The 26,079-nt window shown below is 69.7% G+C and carries 16 protein-coding genes and 1 pseudogene; 9 read left to right on the forward strand and 8 right to left on the reverse strand.

Annotated features, from left to right (window positions below):
• The first annotated feature begins 210 nt into the window (after nucleotides 1–210).
• The 6 genes from speB to ABZ532_RS23035 all read left to right on the forward strand — a co-directional run bounded on the left by speB (nucleotide 211) and on the right by ABZ532_RS23035 (nucleotide 10,300).
• Nucleotides 211–1,203, forward strand: coding sequence for an agmatinase (gene speB, locus ABZ532_RS23010; RefSeq protein ID WP_361286705.1), 993 nt, complete (start codon nucleotides 211–213; stop codon nucleotides 1,201–1,203).
• 60 nt (nucleotides 1,204–1,263) lie between these two features.
• Nucleotides 1,264–2,994, forward strand: a complete 1,731-nt coding sequence (locus ABZ532_RS23015; protein ID WP_361286708.1) for a thiamine pyrophosphate-binding protein — start codon at nucleotides 1,264–1,266, stop codon at nucleotides 2,992–2,994.
• 313 nt (nucleotides 2,995–3,307) lie between these two features.
• Nucleotides 3,308–4,222, forward strand: coding sequence for a serine hydrolase (locus tag ABZ532_RS23020; RefSeq protein WP_361286792.1), 915 nt, complete (start codon nucleotides 3,308–3,310; stop codon nucleotides 4,220–4,222).
• A gap of 162 nt (nucleotides 4,223–4,384) precedes the next feature.
• The gene (locus ABZ532_RS23025) at nucleotides 4,385–8,224 is read left to right on the forward strand and encodes an ABC transporter ATP-binding protein (RefSeq protein WP_361286711.1); all 3,840 of its coding nucleotides are present in this window, start codon (nucleotides 4,385–4,387) and stop codon (nucleotides 8,222–8,224) included.
• Nucleotides 8,225–8,357: 133 nt separating this feature from the next.
• The gene (locus ABZ532_RS23030; protein WP_361286714.1) at nucleotides 8,358–8,738 is read left to right on the forward strand and encodes a hypothetical protein; all 381 of its coding nucleotides are present in this window, start codon (nucleotides 8,358–8,360) and stop codon (nucleotides 8,736–8,738) included.
• Nucleotides 8,739–8,848: 110 nt separating this feature from the next.
• Nucleotides 8,849–10,300: a S28 family serine protease gene (locus ABZ532_RS23035; RefSeq protein WP_361286717.1), complete on the forward strand. Its 1,452-nt coding sequence runs from the start codon at nucleotides 8,849–8,851 to the stop codon at nucleotides 10,298–10,300.
• A gap of 95 nt (nucleotides 10,301–10,395) precedes the next feature.
• On the opposite strand, the gene ABZ532_RS23040 is transcribed toward ABZ532_RS23035, so the two are convergent.
• The 3 genes and pseudogenes from ABZ532_RS23040 to ABZ532_RS23050 form a co-directional block, all read right to left on the reverse strand.
• The gene (locus tag ABZ532_RS23040) at nucleotides 10,396–12,225 is read right to left on the reverse strand and encodes a glycoside hydrolase family 3 protein (protein WP_361286720.1); all 1,830 of its coding nucleotides are present in this window, start codon (nucleotides 12,223–12,225) and stop codon (nucleotides 10,396–10,398) included.
• 387 nt (nucleotides 12,226–12,612) lie between these two features.
• Nucleotides 12,613–13,011 (reverse strand): annotated as a pseudogene (locus ABZ532_RS23045) (GNAT family N-acetyltransferase); the annotation flags it as partial.
• Nucleotides 13,012–13,032: 21 nt separating this feature from the next.
• Nucleotides 13,033–14,121: a LacI family DNA-binding transcriptional regulator gene (locus ABZ532_RS23050; RefSeq protein WP_361286723.1), complete on the reverse strand. Its 1,089-nt coding sequence runs from the start codon at nucleotides 14,119–14,121 to the stop codon at nucleotides 13,033–13,035.
• 277 nt (nucleotides 14,122–14,398) lie between these two features.
• On the opposite strand from ABZ532_RS23050, the gene ABZ532_RS23055 reads away from it, so the two are divergent.
• Nucleotides 14,399–16,627, forward strand: a complete 2,229-nt coding sequence (locus ABZ532_RS23055; RefSeq protein WP_361286726.1) for an ATP-dependent RecD-like DNA helicase — start codon at nucleotides 14,399–14,401, stop codon at nucleotides 16,625–16,627.
• A 167-nt stretch (nucleotides 16,628–16,794) separates the two neighbouring features.
• Nucleotides 16,795–18,084 carry a citrate synthase gene (locus tag ABZ532_RS23060; protein WP_361286729.1) on the forward strand — a complete coding sequence of 430 codons (1,290 nt, stop codon included), beginning with the start codon at nucleotides 16,795–16,797 and terminating at the stop codon, nucleotides 18,082–18,084.
• A gap of 382 nt (nucleotides 18,085–18,466) precedes the next feature.
• Here the strand turns inward: ABZ532_RS23060 and ABZ532_RS23065 are convergent, their stop codons facing one another.
• The 3 genes from ABZ532_RS23065 to ABZ532_RS23075 form a co-directional block, all read right to left on the reverse strand.
• Nucleotides 18,467–20,866, reverse strand: coding sequence for a heavy metal translocating P-type ATPase (locus ABZ532_RS23065; protein WP_361286732.1), 2,400 nt, complete (start codon nucleotides 20,864–20,866; stop codon nucleotides 18,467–18,469).
• 78 nt (nucleotides 20,867–20,944) lie between these two features.
• Entirely contained in the window at nucleotides 20,945–21,256 is a 312-nt protein-coding gene (locus ABZ532_RS23070; protein WP_361286735.1) for a heavy-metal-associated domain-containing protein, read from the reverse strand.
• 177 nt (nucleotides 21,257–21,433) lie between these two features.
• Nucleotides 21,434–22,162, reverse strand: coding sequence for a TetR/AcrR family transcriptional regulator (locus ABZ532_RS23075; RefSeq protein WP_361286738.1), 729 nt, complete (start codon nucleotides 22,160–22,162; stop codon nucleotides 21,434–21,436).
• Between the two features lie 185 nt (nucleotides 22,163–22,347).
• On the opposite strand from ABZ532_RS23075, the gene ABZ532_RS23080 reads away from it, so the two are divergent.
• Entirely contained in the window at nucleotides 22,348–24,597 is a 2,250-nt protein-coding gene (locus ABZ532_RS23080; RefSeq protein WP_361286740.1) for an MMPL family transporter, read from the forward strand.
• Between the two features lie 63 nt (nucleotides 24,598–24,660).
• On the opposite strand, the gene ABZ532_RS23085 is transcribed toward ABZ532_RS23080, so the two are convergent.
• Together ABZ532_RS23085 and ABZ532_RS23090 are read right to left on the reverse strand one after the other, a co-directional pair.
• Nucleotides 24,661–24,858: a MerR family transcriptional regulator gene (locus tag ABZ532_RS23085; protein ID WP_361286742.1), complete on the reverse strand. Its 198-nt coding sequence runs from the start codon at nucleotides 24,856–24,858 to the stop codon at nucleotides 24,661–24,663.
• A 276-nt stretch (nucleotides 24,859–25,134) separates the two neighbouring features.
• Nucleotides 25,135–26,046, reverse strand: coding sequence for a sugar phosphate isomerase/epimerase (locus ABZ532_RS23090; RefSeq protein ID WP_361286745.1), 912 nt, complete (start codon nucleotides 26,044–26,046; stop codon nucleotides 25,135–25,137).
• Nucleotides 26,047–26,079: the final 33 nt, after the last annotated feature.

Raw genomic sequence — 26,079 nt, forward strand, 5'->3', positions numbered from 1 at the left:
AATAGATCTTCCAGAATGGAGGAAACGTACACTTCATCGCCGCTTTCCGGCCACTTATCGTCGAGTCGTCCGGGCACCGCTGGTACGGGTGCGCGTTCCCGTGCACAAGCCGCCCGTGGTCTGGGCAGACCACTAGAGCCACCGCTAGAGCCACCGCAGCCGGACATGCGATCCGGATCATCGCGATACCCGTAGGAAGAAGGCATGGTCATGAGCAGCAACGAGACGCCGCGCGGCCCCATCGACTCGTCCCGCACCCCGCGGTACGCCGGACTCGCGACGTTCGCCCGGCTGCCCCGGCTCGACGAGGTCGGCCGCACCGATGTCGCCGTGGTCGGCGTGCCCTTCGACGCCGGGGTCTCGTACCGGCCCGGTGCCCGCTTCGGCGGCAACGCCATCCGTGAGGCCTCCCGGCTGCTGCGTCCCTACAACCCCGCCCAGGACGCCTCCCCCTTCGCGCTCGCCCAGGTCGCGGACGCGGGCGACATCGCCGCCAACCCGTTCAACATCAACGAGGCGGTCGAGACCATCGAGGCGGCGGCCGACGACCTCCTCGGCACCGGCGCCCGCATGATGACCCTCGGCGGCGACCACACCATCGCCCTGCCGCTGCTGCGCTCGGTCGCCAAGAAGCACGGCCCGGTGGCCCTGCTGCACTTCGACGCGCACCTGGACACCTGGGACACGTACTTCGGCGCCGAGTACACCCACGGCACCCCGTTCCGCCGTGCCGTGGAGGAGGGCATCCTCGACACCGAGGCGCTCTCGCACGTCGGTATCCGAGGCCCGCTCTACGGAAAGCAGGACCTGACCGACGACGAGAAGATGGGCTTCGGCATCGTCACCTCGTCCGATGTCTACCGGCGCGGCGCCGACGAGGTGGCCGACCAGCTCCGTCAGCGCATCGGCGACCGCCCGCTCTACATCTCCATCGACATCGACTGCCTCGACCCGGCCCACGCCCCGGGCACCGGCACCCCCGAGGCCGGCGGCATGACCTCCCGCGAACTGCTGGAGATCCTGCGCGGGCTCGCCTCCTGCAACCTGGTCTCGGCCGATGTCGTCGAGGTCGCGCCGGCGTACGACCACGCCGAGATCACCTCGGTCGCCGCCTCCCACACCGCGTACGAGCTGACTACGATCATGGCCCGTCAGATCGCAGCGGGCCGTGCCGATGGCGGCGCGGGGCAGACCGCGAAGTAGCCGCGAAGCAGCGGCAGCGCGCTGCGCCCGGCGGGCAGCACGAAGGGACACCGGACACCCATGACCCACGACCACGATCTCGTACTGCGCCCGAGCAAGGCGCAGACCGAGGCCGCGCTCAATCCGCCGGCCGGGCGCAGGGGCGGCGATCTGGTCATCGAGACCCTTAAGGGCCTCGGGGCCACGACGGTGTTCGGTCTGCCGGGCCAGCACGCGCTCGGCATGTTCGACGCCCTGCGCCGCTCGCCGCTGCGGTACGTCGGCCTGCGCGTCGAGAACAACGCGGGCTTCGCCGCCGACGCCTACGGGCGGATCACCGGCGAGGCGGCGCCGCTGTTGGTGTCGACCGGCCCCGGGGCGCTGACCTCGCTCGCCGCGCTCCAGGAGGCGGCGGCGGCCTCCGCCCCGGTGCTGGCGATCTCCAGCCAGGTGCCTCGCGCCGGACTCGGCGGCGGGCGCCACGGCTATCTGCACGAGCTGCGCGACCAGCAGGCCTCGTTCCGCGACGTCGTGAAGTCCGTGCACACCGTGCGTGCCGCCTCACAGATCCCCTCCGCGCTCGCCGCCGCCTGGGAGTCCGCGCTGAGCGCTCCGCACGGTCCGGTCTGGGTGGAGATCCCGCAGGACGTGCTGCTCGCCGAGACCGACCTGCCGGTCGTCACCGCCGTGGACGCGACCCCGCGCGAGCTGGTCCCGCGCCCCGAACTGACCGCCGTCGCCGCACATCTGCTGCACGGGGCCGAACGCCCGGCGATCATCGCGGGCGGCGGTGTCGTACGCTCCGACGCCTCCGGCAAGCTGCGCGCGCTCGCCGAGCGGCTGGACGCTCCGGTCGTGACCACCTTCGGCGGCAAGGGGGCCTTCCCCTGGGAGCACCCGCTGTCGCTGCGGTCCTGGCTGGAGGACCGGCACACCACCGACTTCCTTGAGGACGCGGATGTCCTGCTGGTCGTCGGCTCGGGGCTTGGCGAGCTGTCCTCGAACTACCACACGTTCGCACCCCGGGGCCGGGTGATCCAGATCGAGGCTGACCTCGGCAAGCTGGAGTCCAACCATCCCGCGCTCGGCATCCACGCCGACGCGCGCATCGCGCTCTCCGCGCTGCTGGAGACGCTCGGGCCCCCGGGTTCCGTCGCAGGCCCCGGTTCCGGCTCCGACGGGCAGCGGGCCGGGGATGCACGGTCGGGCGCCGAGCGGGTCTCCACGCTGCTGGCGAAGGTGGGGGAACGCATCGCCGGCCAGGATCTGACGTTGGAGCAGGAGGTGCTTGCCGCGGTGCGGGAGGCACTGCCGGACGACTCGCCGAGCTTCTGGGACATGACCATCCTGGCCTACTGGGCCTGGTCCGCCTTCGACCCCCGGCAGCCGAACACCATGCACTCCGCCCAGGGTTCGGGCGGCCTCGGCTACGGCTTCCCGGCCGCGCTCGGCGCAGCGGTGGCCGACCCCGGCACGCCGGTGCTCGCCGTGTCCGGAGACGGCGGGGCGATGTACTCGATCGCGGAGCTGGCGACGGCGAAGCAGTACGACCTGCCGGTGACCTGGCTCATCGTGGACGACGGCGGCTACGGCATCCTGCGCGAGTACATGACCGACTCCTTCGGCGAGACCACCGGGACCGAGCTGTCCCGCCCGGACTTCGTGGCACTCGCCGAGTCCTTCGGGGTGCCGGCGGTGCGCACCACCCCCGGGTCGCTCCGCGAGGACCTGGCCAAGTCCCTCGCGCGGTCCGGACCTTCGGTGGTGGTGCTGCCGGCGCTGCTGAGGATGTTCGCGCCGACGCATCTCTGAAGAACGGCTCAGGAGGCTGCTTCAGAGAGCTGGTGCGCAGGGCCGGTGGGGAGGGCCGGCCTGAAGGGCCGGTGCGCCTCTAAAGGAGGTGCACCGCTGAGCCGATGTCTAAGCCGGTACCCGCTCCGTACGCCTGACGTTGCGTAGTCCTCCGGACGTGGCCCGGAGCCTGTCGCGTCAGTGGTACGCGTCACAGCACACGGTGGCTTTTGTCGTACAACCTTTCTGATGCTGCGGAGTCATGAGAGTCGTGAAGAGACACTCCGTACCCCTCCGCAGTCGTGGGGTTCTCTGCGTGACCGCCACCCTCGGCGTGCTGGTGCCGGTCGCCGTCACGGCCACACAGGGCACCGCCACCGCGACCGCCGCCACGCCCGCGGTCGCCTGCACCTCGAAGCAGGCAGGTCTGGCGGCCAAGCTGGTCAAGGACATCACGGCCGCGGTCCAGGGCCGTGCCTCCACGACCGCCGTGCTGGTCAACGACCGGGTCACCAAGACCAGCTGCATACTCCGCCCCGATCAGAAGTTCGACTCCGCCAGTGTGGTCAAGGTGGCCGTGCTCGCCACCCTGCTGTGGGACGCGCAGAAGACCGGCCGCCAGCTCACCGGCACGGAGAAGTCGCGGGCCACGGCCATGATCACCAAGTCGGACAACGACGCGACGACGGCGCTGTGGCGCCAGCTCGGCGCGACCAAGGTCAAGGCCTTCCTCACCGCCGCCGGCATGCCCAAGACCGTCCCCGGCGCGAACGGCTACTGGGGACTCACCCAGATCACCGCCCGTGACCAGCAGCGGCTGCTCGCCCTGCTCACGGCGAAGAACACGGTGCTCACCGACGCTTCGCGCGCCTACGTGCTCCAGCTGATGAACTCCGTCGTGGCGTCGCAGCGCTGGGGAGTTCCGGCAGGTGCGCCCTCCACCGCCAAGATCCACGTCAAGAACGGCTGGCTGCAGCGGGCCACCCACGGCTGGCGGGTGCACTCGATCGGAGCCTTCACCGGCAGCGCGCACAACTACCAGCTCACCGTGCTCACGCAGGACAACACCACCATGAACGACGGCATCAACACCATCCAGGCCGTCGCCCGTGCGGTCCACAAGGACCTCAGCCCCACGAGCTCGGCGGGCCTGCGCTACAACCCGACGAGCACCCCGCAGGAGGCGGTCCCGGCGGTTCCGGAGCGCCCGGCACGCGACATGGTCACGGCGTATCCGACGGCGCGGTAACGCTGCCCGCGCCTACCCTCGGTACGGTCCCTGGTCCTAGGACCAGGGACCGTACTTTGTTTCCTCCCGTTTCCAGGGCCGGAAGCGGGATGAAAACCGTCCCCGCCCGCGTTGCAGCCTTCCGGCAGACGAGCATGATTTTCCGGAGCCCGGGAGGCACACGTGGCGGGGGAAGCACAAGGGTGGGCGCGAAGGCTGACCGGTTACGCCTGGCGCTACCGGCGCAACGTGGTGCTCGCACTCGGGTCGTCCCTGGGCGGTATGGCCGTGATGGCCCTGGTGCCGCTGATCACCAAAGTCGTCATCGACGATGTGGTCAGTGACCACACCCGGTCACTGGCGGTCTGGATCGGTCTGCTCGTCGCGTCCGCGGTGGCCGTCTATCTCTTCACGTATGTGCGTCGCTACTACGGCGGCCGTCTCGCCCTCGATGTACAGCACGACCTGCGCACCGACATGTACGACACCATCAGCCGGCTCGACGGGCGGCGCCAGGACGAGCTGTCCACCGGCCAGGTGGTGGGCAGGGCCACCAGCGACCTCCAGCTCATTCAGGGGCTGCTCTTCATGCTCCCGATGACCATCGGGAACATCCTGCTCTTCGTGATCTCCCTCGTCGTCATGGCCTGGCTGTCGCTGCCGCTCACCCTCGTGGCGATCGCCGTCGGCCCGGCCCTCTGGTTCATCGCCAAGCGAAGCCGCGCCCGGCTGCACCCCGCCACCTGGTACGCCCAGCAGCAGGCCGGTGCCGTCGCGGGCGTCGTGGACGGGGCGGTCGCCGGGGTCCGTGTCGTCAAGGGCTTCGGACAGGAGGAGCAGGAGACCGGGAAGCTCAAGGAGGCCGGCCGCAGGCTCTTCGCCGGCCGGTTGCGCACCATCCTCCTGAACGCGCGCTACACCCCCGCCCTCCAGGCCGTGCCCTCACTCGGGCAAGTGGCCATGCTGGCGCTGGGCGGCTGGCTGGCCACCCGCGGGCAGATCACGCTCGGGACGTTCGTCGCGTTCTCCACGTACCTCGCCCAGCTGGTGGGCCCGGTGCGGATGCTGGCGATGGTGCTGACCGTCGCCCAGCAGGCACGGGCGGGTGTGGAGCGGGTCCTGGAACTCATCGACACGGAGCCGAGCATCACGGACGGCACCAAGGAGCTTCCGGCCGATGCCCCGGCGTCGGTGGAGTTCGACAACGTCAGCTTCTCCTACGGCTCCGGCTCCGGGTCCGGCGACGGCGAGGGGGCTGGGTCCGCATCGGGCTCTGGGTCCGCATCGGGCTCCGGGACCGGTGGTGCGGCCCGGCAGGTGCTCGACGGCTTCTCGCTGGAGATCAGGCCCGGTGAGACCGTGGCCGTGGTCGGTGCCTCCGGCAGCGGCAAATCGACGGTCTCGCTGCTGCTGCCCCGCTTCTACGACGTCACCGCCGGCGCCGTGCTCGTCGGCGGCCATGATGTCCGCGAACTCACCCTGGAATCGCTGCGCGCCGCCATCGGCCTGGTGCCCGAGGACAGTTTCCTCTTCTCCGACACCGTCCGCGCGAACATCGCGTACGGCAAGCCGGACGCGACGGACGAGGAGGTCGCCCAGGCGGCCCGTACCGCCCAGGCGGACCGTTTCATCGCCGAGCTGCCCCATGGTTACGACACCAAGGTCGGCGAGCACGGGCTCACCCTGTCCGGTGGCCAGCGCCAGCGCGTCGCCCTGGCCCGTGCCATCCTCGCCGACCCGCGTCTGCTGCTGCTGGACGACGCGACCTCGGCCGTGGACGCACGGGTCGAACACGAGATCCACGAGGCGCTGCGCAGCGTCATGGCAGGCCGGACGACACTGCTGATCGCCCACCGGCGCTCCACCCTCGGTCTCGCCGACCGGATCGCCGTGCTGGACGACGGCCGCCTCGCCGACATCGGTACGCATGACGAGTTGCAGGAGCGGTCCGCGCTGTACCGGCGGCTGCTCACCGACCCCGACGAGTTGGGCGGGGTGTCCCCGGGGCACACCCGCCAGGTCGAGATCCCCGAGGACCGCACGCTGCGGGCCGAGATGGACGCCGAGTTCGACGCCGAGCGCGGTATCACCCCGCCGCTGTGGGTCCGCAAGGAAGAGGCCGAACAGGACGAGGTCACCGGTGCCACGCCGGAGCTGCTGGCCCAGGTCGCCGCGCTGCCGCCGGCCGATGACACACCCCGGGTGGACGAGGCGCGTGCGGTGCTGCCGGAGGAGTCCGGCTCGTACGGGCTGCGCCGACTGCTGCGGGGCTTCGGGCCGCCGCTCCTGGTCAGCCTGCTCCTGGTCGCGGTGGACGCGGGTATGGGGCTGCTGCTGCCGGTCCTGATCCGGCACGGAATCGACGACGGTGTCGAGCGGGCGGCGCTGGGGGCGGTCTGGGCGGCCTCCGCGCTCGGCCTCGTCGCCGTGTTCGTGCAGTGGGTCGCGCAGATCGGTGAGACACGGATGACCGGCCGTACCGGCGAGCGCATCCTGTACGCGCTGCGGCTGAAGATCTTCGCTCAGCTCCAGCGGCTCGGGCTCGACTACTACGAGCGTGAGCTGACCGGCCGGATCATGACCCGGATGACGACGGACGTGGACGCCCTGTCCACCTTCCTCCAGACGGGTCTTGTCACCGCCTTCGTCTCCGTCGTGACCTTCCTCGGGATCATGGTCGTGCTGGTCGTGATCGACGTGCAGCTGGCCCTGGTGGTGTTCGCGACCTTGCCGGTGCTGATCGCCGGCACGGTGTTCTTCCGCAAGCAGTCGGTGAAGGCGTACGAACTCGCCCGTGAGCGGATCAGCGTCGTCAACGCCGATCTCCAGGAGTCGGTCAGCGGACTGCGTATCGTGCAGGCGTTCCGCCGTGAGCAGTCGGGCAACCGCAGGTTCATGGAGCGCAGCGACAGCTACCGCGCGGCGCGTGTGCGCGGCCAGTGGCTGATCTCCGTGTACTTCCCCTTCGTCCAGCTGCTGGCTTCCGTGGCCGCGGCCGCGGTGCTGGTGGTCGGGGCCGGGCGGATCCAGGCGGGCACGCTCACGACGGGTGCGCTGGTCGCGTATCTGCTGTACATCGATCTGTTCTTCGCACCGGTGCAGCAGCTGTCGCAGGTCTTCGACGGCTACCAGCAGGCCACGGTGTCGCTGGGGCGCATCCAGGAGCTGCTGCGTGAGCCGACGTCCACGGCGCAGGCCGCGCGGCCGCTCGACGTGCCGGCGCTGCGCGGTGAGATCGCCTTCGAGGACGTGAGCTTCGCCTATGGCTCCCTGGCGGGTGCCGAGGCGGATGTCGCGGCTGAGTCCGGGGGAAGGACGCCGGACGAAGGCGCGCTGACCGGGATCGACCTGCGGATCCCGGCCGGGCAGACGGTCGCGTTCGTCGGTGAGACCGGAGCGGGGAAGTCGACGCTGGTCAAGCTTGTGGCCAGGTTCTACGACCCGACGAGCGGCCGGGTCACGGCCGACGGCACCGATCTGCGCGACGTGGACCTCACGGCGTACCGGCACCGGATCGGCATCGTCCCGCAGGAGGCGTACCTGTTCGCCGGCACGGTGCGCGACGCCATCGCCTACGGGCGCCCGGAGGCGACGGACGCCGAGGTGGAGGCCGCGGCGCGGGCCGTGGGTGCGCACGACATGATCGCCACACTCGACGGCGGCTATATGCACGAGGTGGCCGAGCGCGGACGCAACCTGTCGGCCGGTCAGCGCCAGCTGATCGCGCTCGCCCGCGCCGAGTTGGTCGACCCGGACGTGCTGCTGCTGGACGAGGCGACGGCGGCCCTTGATCTGGCGACGGAGGCCCAGGTCAACCAGGCCACCGACCGGCTCACGGGGCGCCGCACCACCCTGGTCGTCGCCCACCGGCTGACCACGGCCGCACGCGCCGACCGCGTGGTCGTGATGGCCCACGGGCGGGTCATCGAGGACGGTACGCACGACGAGCTCCTGGCGCTGGGCGGGAGCTATGCCGCGCTGTGGCGGACGTTCATCGGCGCCGCGGAGCCCACGCCGGCCTGACTCCGGCATGGCTGTGCCGTCACGAATTGGTCGTCGTGTGACGACCTGATCGTGGTGTGACGAGCTGACCGCAACCGTCCGGGCCGTGGTTGCGTCGTACGTCAGTACGGCCTGGCGTGGGAGGGGAGCAAGAGTGTTCGGAAGGCTGGTGGCGCACGCCGGTGCGGCGCTCGTGGTCGCGGGCGCCCTGCTGACGGCCGGCCCCGGTGTGCAGGAGGCGGAAGCGGCCTCCGGGTGCTCCGGTCGTCCCGTCAAGACCGTGAGGTTCGCGACCGGAGAGCTGCGGCTCTACAAGGACCGCACCTATGTGTGCGCCATGACCGTCGCGAAGCGGCCCGGTGCGAAACGGGCGATGTCGGTCAGCCTTCAGCCGCGCGGGGGGCGCGCCGCCGTGGACAAGGGCCGGTTCACCCGGCAGGCGGGGCCGGTGACGGTGTACGCGCTGCATCGCGTCATCCGCGCCTCTGGTGCCATCGCCGGTGTGGGTGCCACGACTGGATGGATCCTCGTCTGAGGCGACAGCGTCTTCCGGGCCCCCTGGCCAGATGTGCCAACTGGGTCTGGCGGTATGGGTGTTGCTCTCGCTAGGTTCACCGCGACCGTTGTGAACAAAGGGGAGGGCGCATGCGCAAGGCGCTGAGATGGCTGTTATCGCTTGTCATGCTCACTGGCATGCTCGGGGCGACGACGACCGCGGCCACCGCCGCCGATCCGGGCGCGAGCCCGGCAGGAGCGTCCCAGGACATCAAGGACCGGATCCTCGCGATCCCCGGGATGAGCCTGATCGAGGAGAAGCCGTACGCCGGCCACCGCTACTTCGTGCTCGACTACACCCAGCCGGTCGACCACCGGCGCCCCTCCAAGGGCACGTTCCAGCAGCGCATCACCGTGCTGCACAAGGACACGGTCCGTCCGACCGTCTTCTACACCAGCGGCTACAACGTGGGCACAAGCCCGCGCCGCCGCGAGCCCACGCAGATCGTCGACGGCAACCAGGTCGACATGGAGTATCGATTCTTCACTCCGTCCCGGCCCCAGCCCGCCGACTGGGGCAAGCTCGACATCTGGCAGGCCGCGAGCGACCAGCACCGGGTCTTCACCGCGCTGAAGCAGATCTACACCAAGAAGTGGATCGCCACCGGCGCCTCCAAGGGCGGTATGACGGCGACGTACTACGAGCGCTTCTACCCGCGTGACATGGACGGCGTGGTCGCCTATGTCGCCCCGAACGACGCCAACGACCGTGCGGACGCCGCCTATGACCGGTTCTTCGAGCAGGTCGGCACCAAGGAGTGCCGCGACCGCCTGACCGCCATCCAGCGCGAGGCCCTCGGCAAGCGCCGCGCCGCGCTCACCGCCAGATACCGCGCCTGGGTCAAGGACAACGGCGGCACCTTCCGGACCATCGGGTCGCTCGACAAGGCCTTCGAGAGCCTGGTCTCCGACTACCCCTGGGCTTTCTGGCAGTACAGCCTGCTTGCCGACTGCGCTTCCCTGCCCGCCGCGGCGACCACGAGCGACCAGGAACTCTTCGACTCGCTGGACTCGATCTCCGGCTTCGCCTCCTACACCGACGCGGGCCTGGAGTCCTACACCCCGTACTACTACCAGGCAGGCACCCAGCTCGGGGCGCCCACACTGCGCCAGCCGCAGCTGGCGGATCTGCTGCGCTACCCGGGCTACTTCACACCGAGGGTGTACGTCCCCCGCGAGATACCCATGAAGACCTTCGACCGGCACGCGATGCGTGACATCGACGGCTGGGTCCGTCACCACGCCAAGCACATGATCTGGGTCTACGGCGAGAACGACCCCTGGGGAGCGGAACGATTCCGCCCCGGTAGGGGGGCGCGTGACGCCTATGTCTTCACCGAGCCCGGGGGCAACCACGGTGCCTCCGTCGCAGGTCTGCCCGAGGCCGACCGGGCCAAGGCGACCGCGCGGATCCTGGACTGGGCCGGTGTCGCCCCGGCGGCCGTCCAGCAGAACCCGGCCCTGGCGAAGCGTCTGGCGCCCTACGACGCCAGGCTCGACAAGCAGGTCGATGAGCGGGAGCCGTTCGCGCTGCGGCCGTAACGGGCAAGCGGGACCTCCCGCGTGCGGGCCGCGCCCTGCCGATGGTGTGCCACACCCGGCCGGGCGCGGCCCGTCTGCCTCTGTTGAGGCCGACGTCAATACGCCATCCCGTATCCGGTCGGATACAGCACCTGCGCCGGGTCCTCCGCATGCGGCACCGGAACCGGCAGCGTGCCCTCGGGCCGGGCACTCCCGGCCATCACCCGTACGGCGGCGCGCACTTCCACATCGGTCCAGCCGTACGCGGCCAGGGAGGCCGTGATACCGGATCCGGTCAACTGCGCGACGTCATACGGATTGCGGACGGCCACCGTGACCACGGGTACACCGGTCTCGGCAAGCCGGAACACCAGGGTGCGCTGCGGGCTGTCCGCCGTGAGGTTGTACGTGGCCACGACGACCACGTCCACGCCGGTTGCCGCCGCCACCGCCTCGTCGACGTTCGCCCCGGTGGGTGTGATGCCGGTGGGCAGGGCTGCGGCGGTGAAGCCCAGCTCGGTGAAGGCCCTGGCGATGATGGCCGTGGGTGGCCCGGTGGTCCCGGAGGGCGAGGCCGGATCGGCGCCGACGACCAGGACCCGGGGGTGGCTCCGGCGGGACAGCGGCAGCAGCCCCTTCTCGTTCAGCAGCAGGGTGGTGGTCCGTCCGGCGATCCGGTCGGCGGCCGTGAGATGGGCCCTGGCCCCGACGGTGCGGACCACTCCCCGAGGGGACACGAACGGATGGCGCAGCAGGCCCAGTCTCGCCTTCAGGAGGAGGATGCGCATCAGCGACTCATCGAGGCGCCGCTCAGTCAACTCACCGCTTCTGACGGCCCCGATGACCGCGTTCCAGGCCACATCCAGCTTCGGCGGGTTCAGCAGTTGGTCGCAGCCCGCCTTGAGCGCGAGCACCGGTACGCGGTCGTCGGCGTATCTCTGCCTGACCCCCGCCATGTCGAGGGCGTCGGTGACCACGACGCCGTCGTATCCGAGTTCCTCACGCAGGATGCCGGTGACGATGGGGTGGGAGAGGGTCGCAGGGTCCTCGCTCGGGTCGAGCGAAGGGACCACGATATGCGCGGTCATGATCGATCCGACCCCGGCGGCGATGGCAGCCCGGAACGGCGGAGCGTCCAGCTCGTCCCACTGCTCACGTGTGTGCTCGATGGTGGGCAGGGCGTGGTGACTGTCGCTCATGGTGTCGCCGTGGCCCGGGAAGTGCTTGGCGGTCGCGGTGATTCCCGCGCTCTGGTACCCCTTCACCTGGGCGGCGACCAACCCGGCGACGGCATCTGGATCGGCGCCGAAGGACCGGATACCGATGACCGGGTTGGCCGGGTTGACGTTGACGTCCGCCACGGGCGCGTAGTTCTGGTTGATTCCCGTCGCCGCCAGCTCCGCACCCGCGATCCGTGCGGCCTCGCGGGCATCGGCGCGCGAACCGCCCGCCCCCAGCGCCATCGCGCCCGGCATCAGCGTCGCAGGTCTGCCGACACGCGCGACGACGCCGTGCTCCTGGTCCGTGGAGATGAGCAGCGGAATGGGTGTGACCTGCTCGAGGCCCGCCCGCTGGATGCCGTTGGAGAGACCGGCGATCTGCTGCGGGTCCCGGGTGTTGTGCGCCCAGGCGAAGAAGATGATCCCGCCCACGTGGTAGCGCCGGATCAGCTCGGCGGCGTTCCGGACCCCGATCTCCCGGAGGTTGGCATCGGCATCGGCCGGGTCCGGGGCGGTGGCGGAGTGCCCGTACACCCGCATCACGAAGAGCTGGCCGACCTTCTCCTCCAGGCTCATCCGGGAGATGAGCTGCTCGATGCGGCTCCGGGAGTCGGCGAAGGCCGGGGTGGGGGCGAGCGTGAGGGCCGAGGCGCCTGAGGCGGTCACGGCGGCAGCGGCCGTCGCCGCGAGGACGGTTCGTCTGGAGGGAGTGGTTCGGTCCTGCACTGGTGCTCCTTCCACGAAGGACACTTCCACGAAGCATGCCGGTAGGAAAAGTAACCGCCTGTCACGGTATGCGAGCGGAAGAGGCGCACGGGGAGACGGCGCGTCATGGGCCGCCACCGGTGTCAGGGAGGGGAGACATCGGTGACGGACCGCGCCGTCGAACGCAGGGCGGCCGGTAGAGGGAGTCGGCGATCCCGACCAGCGGCGAGTGCCGACACCGCTCTGCGAAGCCCGGGGCCTGGCCAGGGCCCACCAGCGGCGCGGCACTTGGACGGCACCGGCGTGCCGCGGGTTCCCGGCGCTTCCCGTGTCGCGCCCACCCCGGCCCTGTCCGATGACCACGGGCGCTCCCGTCTCGCCGTCAGCAGCACCGATGGCTCGTGAGCCTCAACGGGCGGCTCCTTCCTGGAGGGCGAGCCGCCAGTCCTGACCGACGAGCTCGGCACCGTAGGAGCGGTGGGGCTTCTCCGCGACCAGCGTGAATCCGGCTCGCTGGTAGATCTTGCGGGCCGCCGTGAGGACATCGTTCGTCCACAAGACCAGTTCGCGGTATCCGGCTTCGCGGGCGAAGTCGACGACCGCGCCCACCAGCCGGTCCCCGAGGCCGTGCCCCCGGGCCTCCGGCTCGACCAGCAGCAGCCGCAGCCGCGCCGTGGCCGGTGCCTCGTCCCGTACGCACATCACCGAACCGGCCGGCCGACCGTCCAGCTCGGCTATCCACACCCGTTCCAGATGCGGATCGTGGTCCTGGGCGAAGTCCGCCGCGATCCGGGCGACCAGCCCTTCGACGTCGGGCTCACGGTCCCGTCAGGCCGCCGGGGGCGGCGCCGTCGAGGCCCGTGCCATCAGCTCGGCACCGATCATGGCGACATCGCCAGGAGGCGGCGCCTCCGTGCCCATGGCCAGCCGGCCCGCCCGTACCCCTGCCTCGTGCAGCGGCAGCCGCACGGTCGTCAGCGCCGGAATCGCGTCCACCGAGAACGGCAGGTCGTCGAAGCCCGCCACCGACACATCCTCCGGAACGCGCAGACCCTTCTCGCGGAGTGCGGCGCAGGCACCGAGGGCGACGGTGTCGTTGGCCGCCGCGATCGCTGTGAGGCCCGGGTCGCGGCGCAGCAACTCCCGTGCGGCGTCATAGCCCGAGCGGCGTTCGTACGATCCGTACACCGTGAGACGCTTCCAGCCCCGTTCCTCGCTTTCGCCCTCACCTTCGTCGTCGACGAGCCCCGCCCCGGCCAGGGCTGCCCGGTGTCCCTCGAGGCGGTGCCGTGTCGTCGTCCGCTGCGCGGGTCCCGCGATGTAGCCGATCCGGCGATGCCCCAGTGCGATCAGATGTTCGGTGAGTCGCCGTGCTCCGTCGCGATTGTCGAAGGAGAGCGTCGCGGTACCGGGACCGTCCGGCATGGGCGGGCGCCCGCAGAGCACCACGGCCGTGCCCGCGGCGGCGAGCTTCGCCAGCTTCACCGACATGGCGGCCGTGTGGTCCGGGTCCTCCAGCGCTCCTCCGGTGAGGATCACCGCCCCCGCCCGCTGCCGTTGCAGCAAAGTGAGATACGTCAGCTCGCGCTCGGCCGAGCCGCCGGTGTTGCAGACCACCGCCAGCTTCTCCCCGCCCCCGATTCCGGACGCGCCCTCGCCGATCGCCGTCTGCGCCGCCCCGGCGATGGTCGCGAAGAACGGATCGGCGATGTCGTTGACGAGGATGCCGACGAGATCGGATGTGGCCGCGGCGAGCGAACGGGCCGGCCCGTTGAGCACGTAGTCGAGCTCGTCGACGGCCCGGAGCACCCGGTCCCGAGTGGTCGCGGCCACGGGGTAGTTGCCGTTGAGGACCCGGGACACAGTCGCCGGAGACACCCGGGCGCGAGCCGCCACATCCGCCAGCGTGACTGTCATCGCTACCTCCGGGGGAGATCGGGCCATGCCCTTAATCCCGAAAAAATAACAGCTCGCAATCGTGCAACCCTTCTGGCGTGACATGAGTCGTAGTTGGCGTCAGGGCTCAGGGGGGATCCGGGGGGATCTGAAGAGCCCTGACGAGGGGGAGTGAACGGGGCCCGGTCGTACGACCGGGCCCCTTGAGCTGTCGGCCCAAGGGACCAGCCGCACCGCAGAGGCTCGGAGTTGCCCGCGGGCCGTACGCGCTGTCGGACCCGAACGGTAGCGTCGGCGCATGTCCAACCTGGCAATCGTCGAAGGGGTCCTCGAGCGGATCACTTACGCCAACGAGGAGAACGGGTACACGGTCGCCCGCGTCGACACCGGCCGCGGCAGCGGTGACCTCCTCACGGTGGTCGGCTCACTCCTCGGCGCGCAGCCCGGCGAGTCGCTGCGCATGGAAGGCCGTTGGGGCTCGCATCCCCAGTACGGCAAGCAGTTCACCGTGGAGAACTACACCACGGTCCTCCCCGCCACGATCCAGGGGATCCGCCGCTATCTCGGGTCGGGGCTCATCAAGGGGATCGGACCGAAGATCGCCGAGCGCATCGTCGACCACTTCGGGGCGGACACCCTCGACATCATCGAGCAGCAGCCCGGGAAGCTCGTCGAAGTCCCCGGCCTCGGACCGAAGCGGACCCGGATGATCGGCGCGGCATGGGAGGAGCAGAAGGCCATCAAGGAGGTCATGGTCTTCCTCCAGGGGGTCGGCGTCTCGACCTCCATCGCCGTGCGCATCTACAAGAAGTACGGAGACGCCTCGATCTCCGTGGTCAAGAACCAGCCTTACCGCCTCGCCGCGGATGTCTGGGGCATCGGCTTCCTGACCGCTGACCGGATCGCCCAGGCTGTCGGCATACCTCACGACAGCCCCGACCGGGTCAAGGCCGGAATCCAGTACGCCCTGTCGCAGTCCACCGACCAGGGACACTGCTTCCTGCCCCAGGAGCGGCTCATCGCCGACGCGGTGAAACTGCTCCAGGTCGACACGGGTCTGGTCATCGACTGCCTCGCCGAGCTCGCGGCCGACGAGGAAGGCGTCGTACGCGAACATGTCCCAAATCCCGAGGGGGGCGACCCGGTCACCGCCGTCTACCTGGTGCCGTTCCACCGGGCCGAGCTGTCCCTCACCGCCCAGCTGCTCCGGCTCCTGCGTACGGACGGGGACCGCATGCCTGCGTTCCAGGACGTCGAATGGGACAAGGCGCTGGCATGGCTCGCCGACCGGACGGGTGCCGAGCTCGCGGCGGAGCAGCAGCAGGCCGTGCGGCTCGCGCTCACCCGCAAGGTGGCGGTGCTCACCGGAGGGCCTGGCTGCGGCAAGTCCTTCACGGTGCGCTCGATCGTGGAGCTCGCACGGGCCAAGAAGGCCAAGGTGGTGCTCGCCGCGCCCACGGGACGTGCGGCGAAGCGCCTTTCGGAGCTCACGGGAGCCGAAGCGTCCACCGTGCACCGGCTGCTGGAGCTCAAGCCCGGTGGTGATGCGGCATATGACCGGGACCGGCCGCTCGACGCCGATCTGGTGGTCGTCGACGAGGCGTCCATGCTGGATCTGCTGCTCGCAAACAAGCTGGTGAAGGCTGTGGCCCCCGGTGCGCACCTGCTGCTGGTGGGGGACGTCGACCAGCTGCCCAGTGTGGGCGCGGGTGAGGTGCTCAGGGACCTCCTCGCGGACTCGGGGCCGGTCCCCAGCGTTCGGCTGACCCGGATCTTCCGGCAAGCGCAGCAGTCAGGTGTGGTCACCAACGCTCACCGCATCAACTCCGGGGTACCGCCGCTGACCCAGGGTCTCGATGACTTCTTCCTGTTCGTCGAGGACGACACCGAGGAGGTGGGGCGGCTCACCGTGGATGTCGCCGCCCGGCGCATCCCCGCGCGGTTCGGCCTGGACCCCCGGCGCGACGTGCAGGTACTCGCCCCCATGCACCGAGGGCCGGCCGGCGCCGGCACTCTCAACGGATTGTTGCAGCAGGCGATCACCCCGGCCCGACCCGACCTGGCGGAGAAGCGCTTCGGCGGCCGGGTGTTCCGTGTGGGCGACAAGGTCACCCAGATTCGCAACAATTACGAGAAGGGGAGGAACGGAGTCTTCAACGGCACGGTCGGTGTGGTGACCTCGCTCAACCTGGTCGATCAGCGGCTGACCGTGCTGACCGACGAGGACGAGGAGGTGCCCTACGACTTCGACGAGCTGGACGAGCTCGCGCATGCGTACGCCGTGACGATCCACCGGTCACAGGGCAGCGAGTATCCGGCGGTGGTGATTCCGGTCACCACCAGCGCCTGGATGATGCTCCAGCGGAACCTCCTGTACACAGCGGTCACCCGTGCCAAGAAGCTCGTGGTGCTCGTCGGCTCCCGCAAGGCCATAGGACAGGCCGTGCGCACCGTTTCCGCAGGCAGGCGGTTTACCGCGCTTGATCACCGGCTGATGGGTGAAAGGGCCGTGGGAAAGATCACCTAACGCTTCCGGAACTGGGGCGAAGGGGGCAGGATGAGAAGGTTGACGGCACTGAGTGCCGCCAGTCGGCCCTTTGGTCGACCCCGAGTGCACTCTCCTCTGCCGAATGGGGGATGGTAGAGACAGTCAGGGCACCTCGAAGAAGAGGCACTACGTCGGTGAGGGATGACGTGAGCGACAACTCTGTAGTACTGCGGTACGCGGACGGTGAATACACCTACCCGGTGGTTGACAGCACTGTTGGCGACAAGGGCTTCGACATCGGGAAGCTCCGGGCGCAGACCGGTCTGGTGACCCTGGACAGCGGTTACGGCAACACTGCCGCCTACAAGTCCGCGATCACCTACCTCGACGGCGAGCAGGGCATCCTGCGCTACCGCGGCTACCCGATCGAGCAGCTGGCTGAGCGCTCCACCTTCCTCGAGGTGGCCTACCTGCTGATCAACGGTGAGCTCCCGACGGTCGACGAGCTGGCCGCCTTCCGGGGTGAGATCACCCAGCACACCCTGCTGCATGAGGACGTCAAGCGGTTCTTCGACGGCTTCCCGCGCGACGCGCATCCGATGGCGATGCTGTCGTCCGTGGTGAGCGCGCTGTCGACGTTCTACCAGGACAGCCACAACCCCTTCGACGAGAAGCAGCGGAACATCTCCACGATCCGGCTGCTCGCCAAGCTTCCGACTATCGCTGCGTACGCGTACAAGAAGTCGATCGGTCACCCGTTCGTCTACCCGCGCAATGACCTCGGGTACGTCGAGAACTTCCTGCGGATGACCTTCTCGGTCCCGGCACAGGAATACGAGCTCGACCCGGTCGTTGTCGCCGCCCTCGACAAGCTGCTCATCCTGCACGCGGACCACGAGCAGAACTGCTCGACCTCCACCGTGCGGCTCGTCGGCTCCTCGCAGGCGAACATGTTCGCCTCGATCTCGGCCGGTATCTCCGCCCTGTGGGGCCCGCTGCACGGCGGCGCCAACCAGTCGGTGCTGGAGATGCTCGAGGGCATCGCGACCAGCGGTGGCGACGTCGACACCTTCATCCGGAAGGTGAAGAACAAGGAGGACGGCGTCCGCCTGATGGGCTTCGGCCACCGGGTGTACAAGAGCTTCGACCCCCGCGCCCAGATCATCAAGGCTGCCGCCCACGATGTGCTGTCGGCCCTCGGCAAGTCCGACGAGCTGCTCGACATCGCGCTCAAGCTCGAGGAGCACGCCCTCTCCGACGACTACTTCGTCGAGCGCAAGCTCTACCCGAACGTGGACTTCTACACCGGTCTGATCTACCGCGCCATGGGCTTCCCGACCGAGATGTTCACGGTGCTCTTCGCGCTCGGCCGGCTGCCCGGCTGGATCGCCCAGTGGCACGAGATGATCAAGGAGCCCGGTTCCCGCATCGGGCGTCCCCGCCAGATCTACACGGGTGAGGTCCTGCGCGACTTCGTGCCCGTAGAGGCCCGCTGACGCGACGCGTGCGCCCGCTTCCGGACGTCTGGACGAAGCAGTAGCGAAGAAGCGCCCCGCCGCCGATCCCCCCACGGGTCGGCGAACGGGGCGCTTCCCATATCCCCGGTGCGGATTCCCCCCACGGGATCCGGCCCGGGCGTCTGCTGCTTGGAACTCAGCAGAAGCTCTTCGCGCGGTCTGCCGGGGTACGTATGTCGGGAGGGCCGCTCAAAGCTCCCCGGTCTACGTGCCCCGGCCAACGCTTGCCTGGGACGTCCCCCAAGACATCCCGTGAACGTCCCCCAAGACGTTCTGGCATCGCCCACTTAGACTCGCGAAGAGCCCGAATGGTTACCCACAAATATCTGTGATCTGGATCTCTTTGTGAAGGTCCTGTGTATCACGTGAAGGATCGCAGACGAAGGCTGTTGCTGACCACGAAAACGGATGAGAAAGCCATGGCGAATCCGGCGATCATGGGATTCAGCAGCCCGGCGGCGGCCAGCGGCAGGGCGGCGACGTTGTAGCCGAAGGCCCAGAACAGGTTTCCCTTGATGGTGGCGAGAGTGCGTCGGGAGAGCCTGATGGCATCCGCGGCCACGAGGAGGTCCCCGCTCACGAGCGTGAGATCCCCCGCCTCGATGGCGGCGTCCGTGCCGGTCCCCATGGCCAGACCGAGGTCCGCGGCGGCGAGTGCCGGCGCGTCGTTCACCCCGTCACCCACCATGGCGACCTTCCGGCCCGCGGCCTGGAGTCGCCGCACCGTGGCCACCTTGTCCTGCGGCAGCACCTCGGCGTAGACCTCGTCGATACCGACCTCGGCGGCGACCGCCCGGGCAACCGTGCCGTTGTCACCCGTCAGGAGGACCGGCTGCAGACCCAGTGCACGCAGCCGGGTGACGGCCTCCGCGCTGGTCTCCTTCACCTCGTCGGCCACGACCAGCACCCCGCGGGCGCTTCCGCCCCACGCGACGGCGACCGCCGTGCCCGCCGAAGAGGCGTCGGTGAGCCCAGGTGGCGGCTCGATGCCCGCTTCCCGGAGAAGGGGGGCCCGGCCCACCAGGACGGTGCGGCCCTCGACCACACCGCGGACACCAAGGCCGGGAACGCTCTCGAACCCCTCGGGGGTCGGCAGGCCGCTGGTGCCCAGCCGGTCCTGGGCGCCGGCGGCGACGGCCCGTGCGACGGGGTGCTCCGAGGCGTTCTCCAGGGCTCCGGCGAACCGCAGCAGCTCCTCCTCGGTGGCGTCGCCGGTGACGAGGACGTCTCGCAGCCGCATCCGGCCGGTGGTGACCGTTCCGGTCTTGTCGAGGACGACGGTGTCGACCACATGAGTCGACTCCAGGACTTCGGGACCCTTGATGAGGATCCCGAGCTGTGCGCCGCGCCCCGTCCCCACCATGAGGGCGGTCGGCGTGGCCAGCCCCAGAGCGCAGGGGCAGGCGATGATCAGCACGGCGACGGCCGCGGTGAACGCGGCCGCGGTGTCGTTGGTGGTCAGCAGCCAGACCACCAGGGTGCCCAGCGCGATCAGCAGCACGGCCGGAACGAAGACGGCCGCGATCCGGTCGGCGAGACGCTGCACCGCAGCCTTCCCGTTCTGGGCGTCCTCGACCATCCGCGCCATCCGGGCCAGCTGGGTGTCGGCGCCGACACGGGTCGCCCTGACGAGGAGCCGTCCTGACGTGTTGACGGTCGCGCCGGTGACGTCGTCACCGGCGGTCACGTCCACCGGCACCGACTCGCCCGTCAGCATCGACGGGTCGACGGCGGATGAACCCTCGACCACGGTGCCGTCGGTGGCGATCTTCTCCCCGGGGCGTACGACGAACAGGTCGCCCACGGACAGCTGGGCGGCGGGCACGCGTACCTCCGCACCGCCCCTGAGTACGGCGACGTCCTTGGCTCCGAGTTCCAGCATCGCGCGCAGGGCGGAGCCGGCCTTCCGCTTGGCCCGCGCTTCCAGATAGCGGCCGAGCAGGAGGAAGGTGACGACGCCCGCGGCGACCTCGAGGTAGATGGCGGACGAGCTGTCCGTGCCGGCTGCCGAGGCGGTGAAATCGAAGCCGTGACGCATGCCGGGCATCCCGGCATGGCCGAGGAACAGTGCCCACAGCGACCAGGCGAAGGCCGCGAGCGTGCCGAGTGAGACCAGGGTGTCCATGGTGGCCGCGCCGTGCCGGAGGTTGGTCCAGGCGGCGCGGTGAAACGGCAGCCCGCCCCAGACCACGACCGGAGCGGCCAGGGTGAGGGAGAGCCACTGCCAGTTCTCGAACTGGAGGGCCGGAATCATTCCCATAAGGATGACGGGGGTGGCGAGCAGTGCGGAGACGGCGAGCCGCTGCCGCAGGCCGGCGAGGACGAGCGCGGCACTGGTCTCGGCCGCGACGGGCGCGGGCGCTGAGGTCGGGGGCGCGGCGTCGGGCACGGCCCTCGGCGGGGCGGTATCCGGCTCGCCGGCGTCCGCGGCGCTCGCTTGAGTGGCGGGCGGCGACGGTGGCTCGGGGCTGGGTCCCGTGGCGGCGCCGGTGTCCGCACGGGCGTCGGCGGTTGGCGCGGGCAGGGGTGTCGCCGTGTATCCGGTCTTCTCGACCACGGCGATCAGGTCGGGCACCTCCGTGCCCGAGCCGTAGGAGACTCGCGCCTTCTCCGTGGCGTAGTTCACCGTGGCCGTGACGCCGCTCATGCGGTTGAGCTTCTTCTCGACCCGGGCCGCGCAGGAAGCGCAGGTCATGCCGCCGATCAGGAGTTCGACCTGGGGCGTGGCCGCGGCCGAGGGGTCAGTTGCGGTGCTGCTCATATGGCTGTTGCTCCAAACGCGGGACCGGCCGCACCAGGGGTACGGGTGCGGCCAGGCCGGAAGCAGGGTGGTGTCAGGTCAGGCCTGGGTTACGAGCTCGTAGCCCGCCTCGTCGACGGCGGCGCGCACCTCGGCCTCGTCGAGCGGAGCCTCGGAAACGACGGTGACCCGTCCGGTCGCAGCCGCCGCTTCCACTGAGATCACGCCCGCGATCTCGGAGATCTCGCTCGACACCGCCCCCTCGCAGTGGCCGCAGGTCATGCCCTTCACCTCGTAGACCGCGGTGGTCGCGCCCAGACCGATATCCGCCGTGCCGCCGTGGCATGAGCCGCCGGGGGAGCAGCAGGAGCCGGTGGCCTCGGGGGTTTCGGTCGTCGTCTCGGCGGTCATGGCGTTCTCCTCATCGAGGGCGTGTCGTGTTCCGCGACCACATCGTGCAAACAGAGGTGTGGTGCGTCAGGGGCTCCTGGGAATGCCGGGACACCCCATGCTCGTCAGACTATACCCCTAGGGGGTATAAATGCGAGCTCATCCACTGCCCGTCCTTCGTGCCGCGCGCGTGCCCCCTCACCCGTTCCTGTCCGGGTGCTCCGCTGCCGCCAGGGCTCCGGCGTCGAACAGGGGTGTCAGGTACCGCAGCAGGGCGGTCTTCAGTTCGGTGATGTAGCCCGCCCGCTCGGCTCCCTCGTGAGCGAGGATCAGCTCGAGTCCGGACTTCACCACGGCGAACACGAAGTTCGCCGTCCTGTGGAGTACGTCAGGCGGGTACGCGGGGTGCAGTTCCCCCAGGATCTGTTCGACCCGGACGAGCAGTGCCGAGTGCACGGCATCGTGCTCCTCGGTGATCCGGCCCGGGATCTCGGAACCGTGCATGAGGACGGTGAAGGCCGGGTGCTCGCAGATGAACGCGATGAGCGGGTCGAGGAACGAGTCCAGCAGGCGGTCCGGTGGGAGCGTGGTGTCGAGCTCCTCGAAGACCGTCCCGTAGGACTCGCGCCAGCGTTGCAGTAGCTGCCCGCCCAGCTCCACGGCGATGGCTTCCTTGTTGGGGAAGAACTGGTAGAGAGTGCCGGGTGAGACGCCCGCCTCTCGGGCGATGGCGTTGGTGCTGGCCGCTGTGTAGCCGCTACGGCAGAAGACGTCCGCCGCGGCCTTCAGGAGCTGGGCGATACGGCGCTCACCACGGGCCTGGCGGCGGCGCGGCTGGGTGGAGTCGGTCTGGGTGTGCTGCTCCGCCGCGCCCGCTGTGGATCCCGTCGATGTCCCGCCCGTCGCCTTCTGTCCCCTCTTGGGCATGTCCGGCATGTGCATCACCGATCCCCGGCTTTCCGATCACGGTTGACAAACACGAGAGGTCGCTCGCATTCTGGTGAAACGCGAGTGATGACTCGTGTTTGTCAGTCTATGGCAATGGCCGACCAGTGATGCCTGCCCGCGTGCCTGCTGCGGCGCACCGGTCTCGGTGAAGGGGACACCGCACCATGTCTGTAGTCAACAGCGGACCGCGCCTTGGCCGCTGGACACGCTTCGTCACAGCGCGCCCACGGCTGTCGCTGCTCCTCGCGCTGGTCGTCACCGCGCTCGCCGTGTTCGCGGGCAGTGGGGCCGCAGACCGTCTGAGCAGCGGTGGCTGGGAGGATCCGGACTCGCAGTCGAGCTACGCCGCCAAGGCGCTCGACCGCGAGTTTCCCGACTCACGGCCCAACCTGCTCCTGCTCATCGACAGCGGGCACAAGGGTGTGGATGATCCCGCCGTGGCCGCCGAGGCGGCGCGACTGATGCGGCGGCTCTCCGGCGAGGAGGGTGTCAAGGGCGTCAGTTCGTACTGGCAGGGCAGGTCGCCCGCGCTGCGTTCCGAGGACGGCCAGGAGGCGCTGATCGCAGCCCGGGTCGAGGGCGACGAGAAGGCGGCCGGAAAGGTGCTGGAGCGTATCGCGCCCGGCTACCGGGGCACGCACGGTCCCGTGGAGGTCTCCATCGGAGGCCCGGTCGCGGTCATGCACGACATGCAGACGATCATCCAGGAGGACCTGCTGCGGGCCGAGATCATCGCCCTGCCGGTGACCCTGGTGCTGCTCGTCATGGTGTTCGGCAGTGCGGTCGCCGCGCTGCTGCCGCTGGTGGTCGGTGTGGTCGCGATCCTCGGTACGAACGCGATCCTGAACGGCCTCACCGTCGTCACCGACGTCTCGGTGTTCGCGCTGAACCTCACGACGGCCATGGGTCTCGGGCTCGCCATCGACTACGCCCTCTTCATCGTGCGCAGGTTCCGTGAGGAGCTCGCAGCCGGGGCGGCGACCCGTCAGGCCGTGGGTATCACCCTGCGCACCGCCGGTCGCACGGTCCTGTTCTCCGCGCTCACGGTGGCGGTCTCGCTGGCCGCGATGCTGGTCTTCCCTCAGTACTTCCTCCGGTCGTTCGCGTATGCCGGGATCGCCGTGGTCCTGCTGGCCGCGGCGGCGGCACTGATCCTGCTGCCCGCCGTACTGATGCTGCTGGGGGAGCGGGTGAACGCGCTGGACCTGCGCCGTCTGCTGCGAGCGCGCGGCGGCCGGCAGGACCACGCCCGACCCGCGGACAGCGGTGAAGGCACCCGCTGGGGACGGGTGGTCGCCCTGGTGATGCGCCGGGCTCCCGTGTTCGCGGTGCTCACGACCGCCGTTCTGGTGCTTCTCGGACTGCCTTTCCTGGGGGCGAAGTTCGGTCCGGCCGACGACCGCCAGTTGCCGACCAACGCCGAGTCGCGTGTGGTGCAGGAGCACATCAGGGATGGATTCCCCGGCAGCCCCGGTGGCGGGCTTGAGGTGTTCGCCGAGGGAGCGGCCACGCGGGCGCAGTACGCCGAATACCGCGCACGCATCGAGGGTCTTCCCGGGGTGCTGCGGGTGGAAGGTCCCCTGGTCTCGGGGACGAACGCGACCTTCACGGTGCTGCCCGAGGAGAAGGCCGTCGGTCAGCAGACCGAGGAGCTGGTGCGGGAGCTGCGTGCGCAGCCGGCCCCGTTCGAGACGTCGGTGGCGGGTGCGGCGGCGATGCTGGTCGACTCCAAGGCGGCCATCGGCGAGCGGCTGCCCTGGGCGGCGGCCATCATCGCGGTCGTCACCCTGCTGCTGGTCTTCCTGCTGACGGGCAGCGTGCTGATCCCTCTCCAGGCGGTCGTCCTCAACGGGCTCAGCCTCACCGCGATGTTCGGGGCGGTCGTCTGGATCTTCCAGGAGGGCCATCTCTCCGGGCCGCTTGCCTTCACCTCGACCGGTGATATCGAGACCACCCTGCCTGTCCTGATGTTCTGTGTCGCCTTCGGCCTCTCCATGGACTACGGAGTGTTCCTGCTCTCGCGGATCAAGGAGGAGTACGACCGTACGGGGGACCACGAGCATGCGGTGGCCTACGGCCTGCGGCGCACAGGTGGACTGATCACCGCCGCTGCGGTGATCCTCGCCGTGGTGATGGTGGCGATCGGAGCCTCGCGGGTGACCAACACCAAGATGCTCGGCCTGGGAATCGCCCTGGCCGTGTTGATGGACGCGGCGGTGGTGCGCAGCCTGCTGGTGCCCTCGGTGATGAAGCTGACGGGTCGTGCGACCTGGTGGGCGCCGGCTCCGCTGCGGGCCTTCCACGCCAGATTCGGCATCAGCGAGGGCGGTATATCCGAGCCCGCGCCCGCGAAGGGGGCCTCCGAGGAGGCGCGGCTCAGTGACCTGGACCGGGACAGGGCCCCGGTGGGTTAGGGCCTGTCCGGACGAAGATTAGGGCCCCGCTCCGTGGCGGGGCCCGCCCGTTCCTGAGCCTGCTCACTCCCTGCGGGATCTGTTGCCGGGACGGTTGGCGACCCAGATGCGGATGGTATCCGCGTACCAGTACGGCTTCCCCGCCTCGACATGGTCGGGCGGCGGAAGGAGTCCGTGCTTGCGATAGGAGCGAACCGTGTCCGGCTGCACCCGGATGTGTGCGGCGATGTCCTTGTAGGACCAGAGTCGATTGTCCGTCATTTGAGGCACCTCCCTGCGCGCGCCGCAGTGGCGGCCAGAGGAAGCCGCCGGACGGGCTGCGACGCGGGCACCGGTGATCACCGAGCCGGTGTCCTATGAACGAATCGCACCGCGGAGGAGGGAGCGGCTGTCGAGAGCCTGTGACGGAAGGCCCGCGTAATGGAGACATGTGTGACGAGACGGCTATTGATGTGACGAAGTCTCCGTCATCCGGCAGTTGACGCACGGGAGTACGAGACCGGAATGCCGGGCGCTGCCGAGTGCGGCGCCCTGTGCTCAGGCTCCGCAGGAGCGCAGGAAACGCCGCGTGCGTTCGGCGATCGGGTAGGGCTTGTCGGGAGGGCAGGGGTACATGTCCTGCTCGACGATGGCGAACAGTTCGGTGTCCAGCCGCCCGGCCGCGGCGAGCACCGGCTCCAGCGCCGGGACACCGGACGGCGGTTCGCACATCACGCCCCGCGCCACCGCCGGTCCGAATGGCACCTCGTTCGCGACGACCGAGGCGAGGATCTCCGGATCGACCTGCTTGAGGTGGAGATATCCGATCCGCTCGCCGTAGGTCTCGATGAGATTGACGCTGTCGCCGCCGCAGTAGGCGTAGTGCCCCGTGTCCAGGCAGAGGGACACCAGGCCGGGGTCGGTCGCGTCGAGGAAGCGGTTGACGTTCTCCTCGCCGTCGATGTGGGTGTCCGCGTGCGGGTGGACCACGATGCGCAATCCGAAGCGGTCGCCGACCTCCCGTCCCAGGCGTTCGGTCTGGGTGGTGAGGTGGTGCCATTGCTCTGCGGTGAGTGTCCGGTCCTCCAGTACCGCACCTGTCTTGTCGTCGCGCCAGAAGGAAGGGATGACGACAAGATGCCCGGCGCCCATCGCACGGGTCAGCGCGGCCACATCGGCGACATGGGCCCAGGTCTCGTCCCAGACGGCGGGTCCGTGATGCAGTCCGGTGAACACGGTTCCCGCGGAGACCTTCAGTCCGCGTGACACGGTCTCCTCGGTGAGCCGGGCGGGGTCGGTCGGGAGATAGCCATGGGGGCCGAGCTCGATCCACTCGTAGCCCGCCTGTGCCACCTCGTCGAGGAAGCGCCGCCAGGGCACTTGCTGCGGGTCTTCGGGGAACCACACACCCCAGGAGTCAGGGGCCGACCCGATCCGGATGCGGTGGAGCGAAGGAGCGGAGGAGGTCATGGCGGTCAGCTTTCCGACCGCTTCGGAAAGGTG

It is taken from the genome of Streptomyces sp. NPDC019396 (assembly GCF_040632375.1).
In the GTDB taxonomy this organism is placed as follows: Bacteria; Actinomycetota; Actinomycetes; order Streptomycetales; family Streptomycetaceae; genus Streptomyces.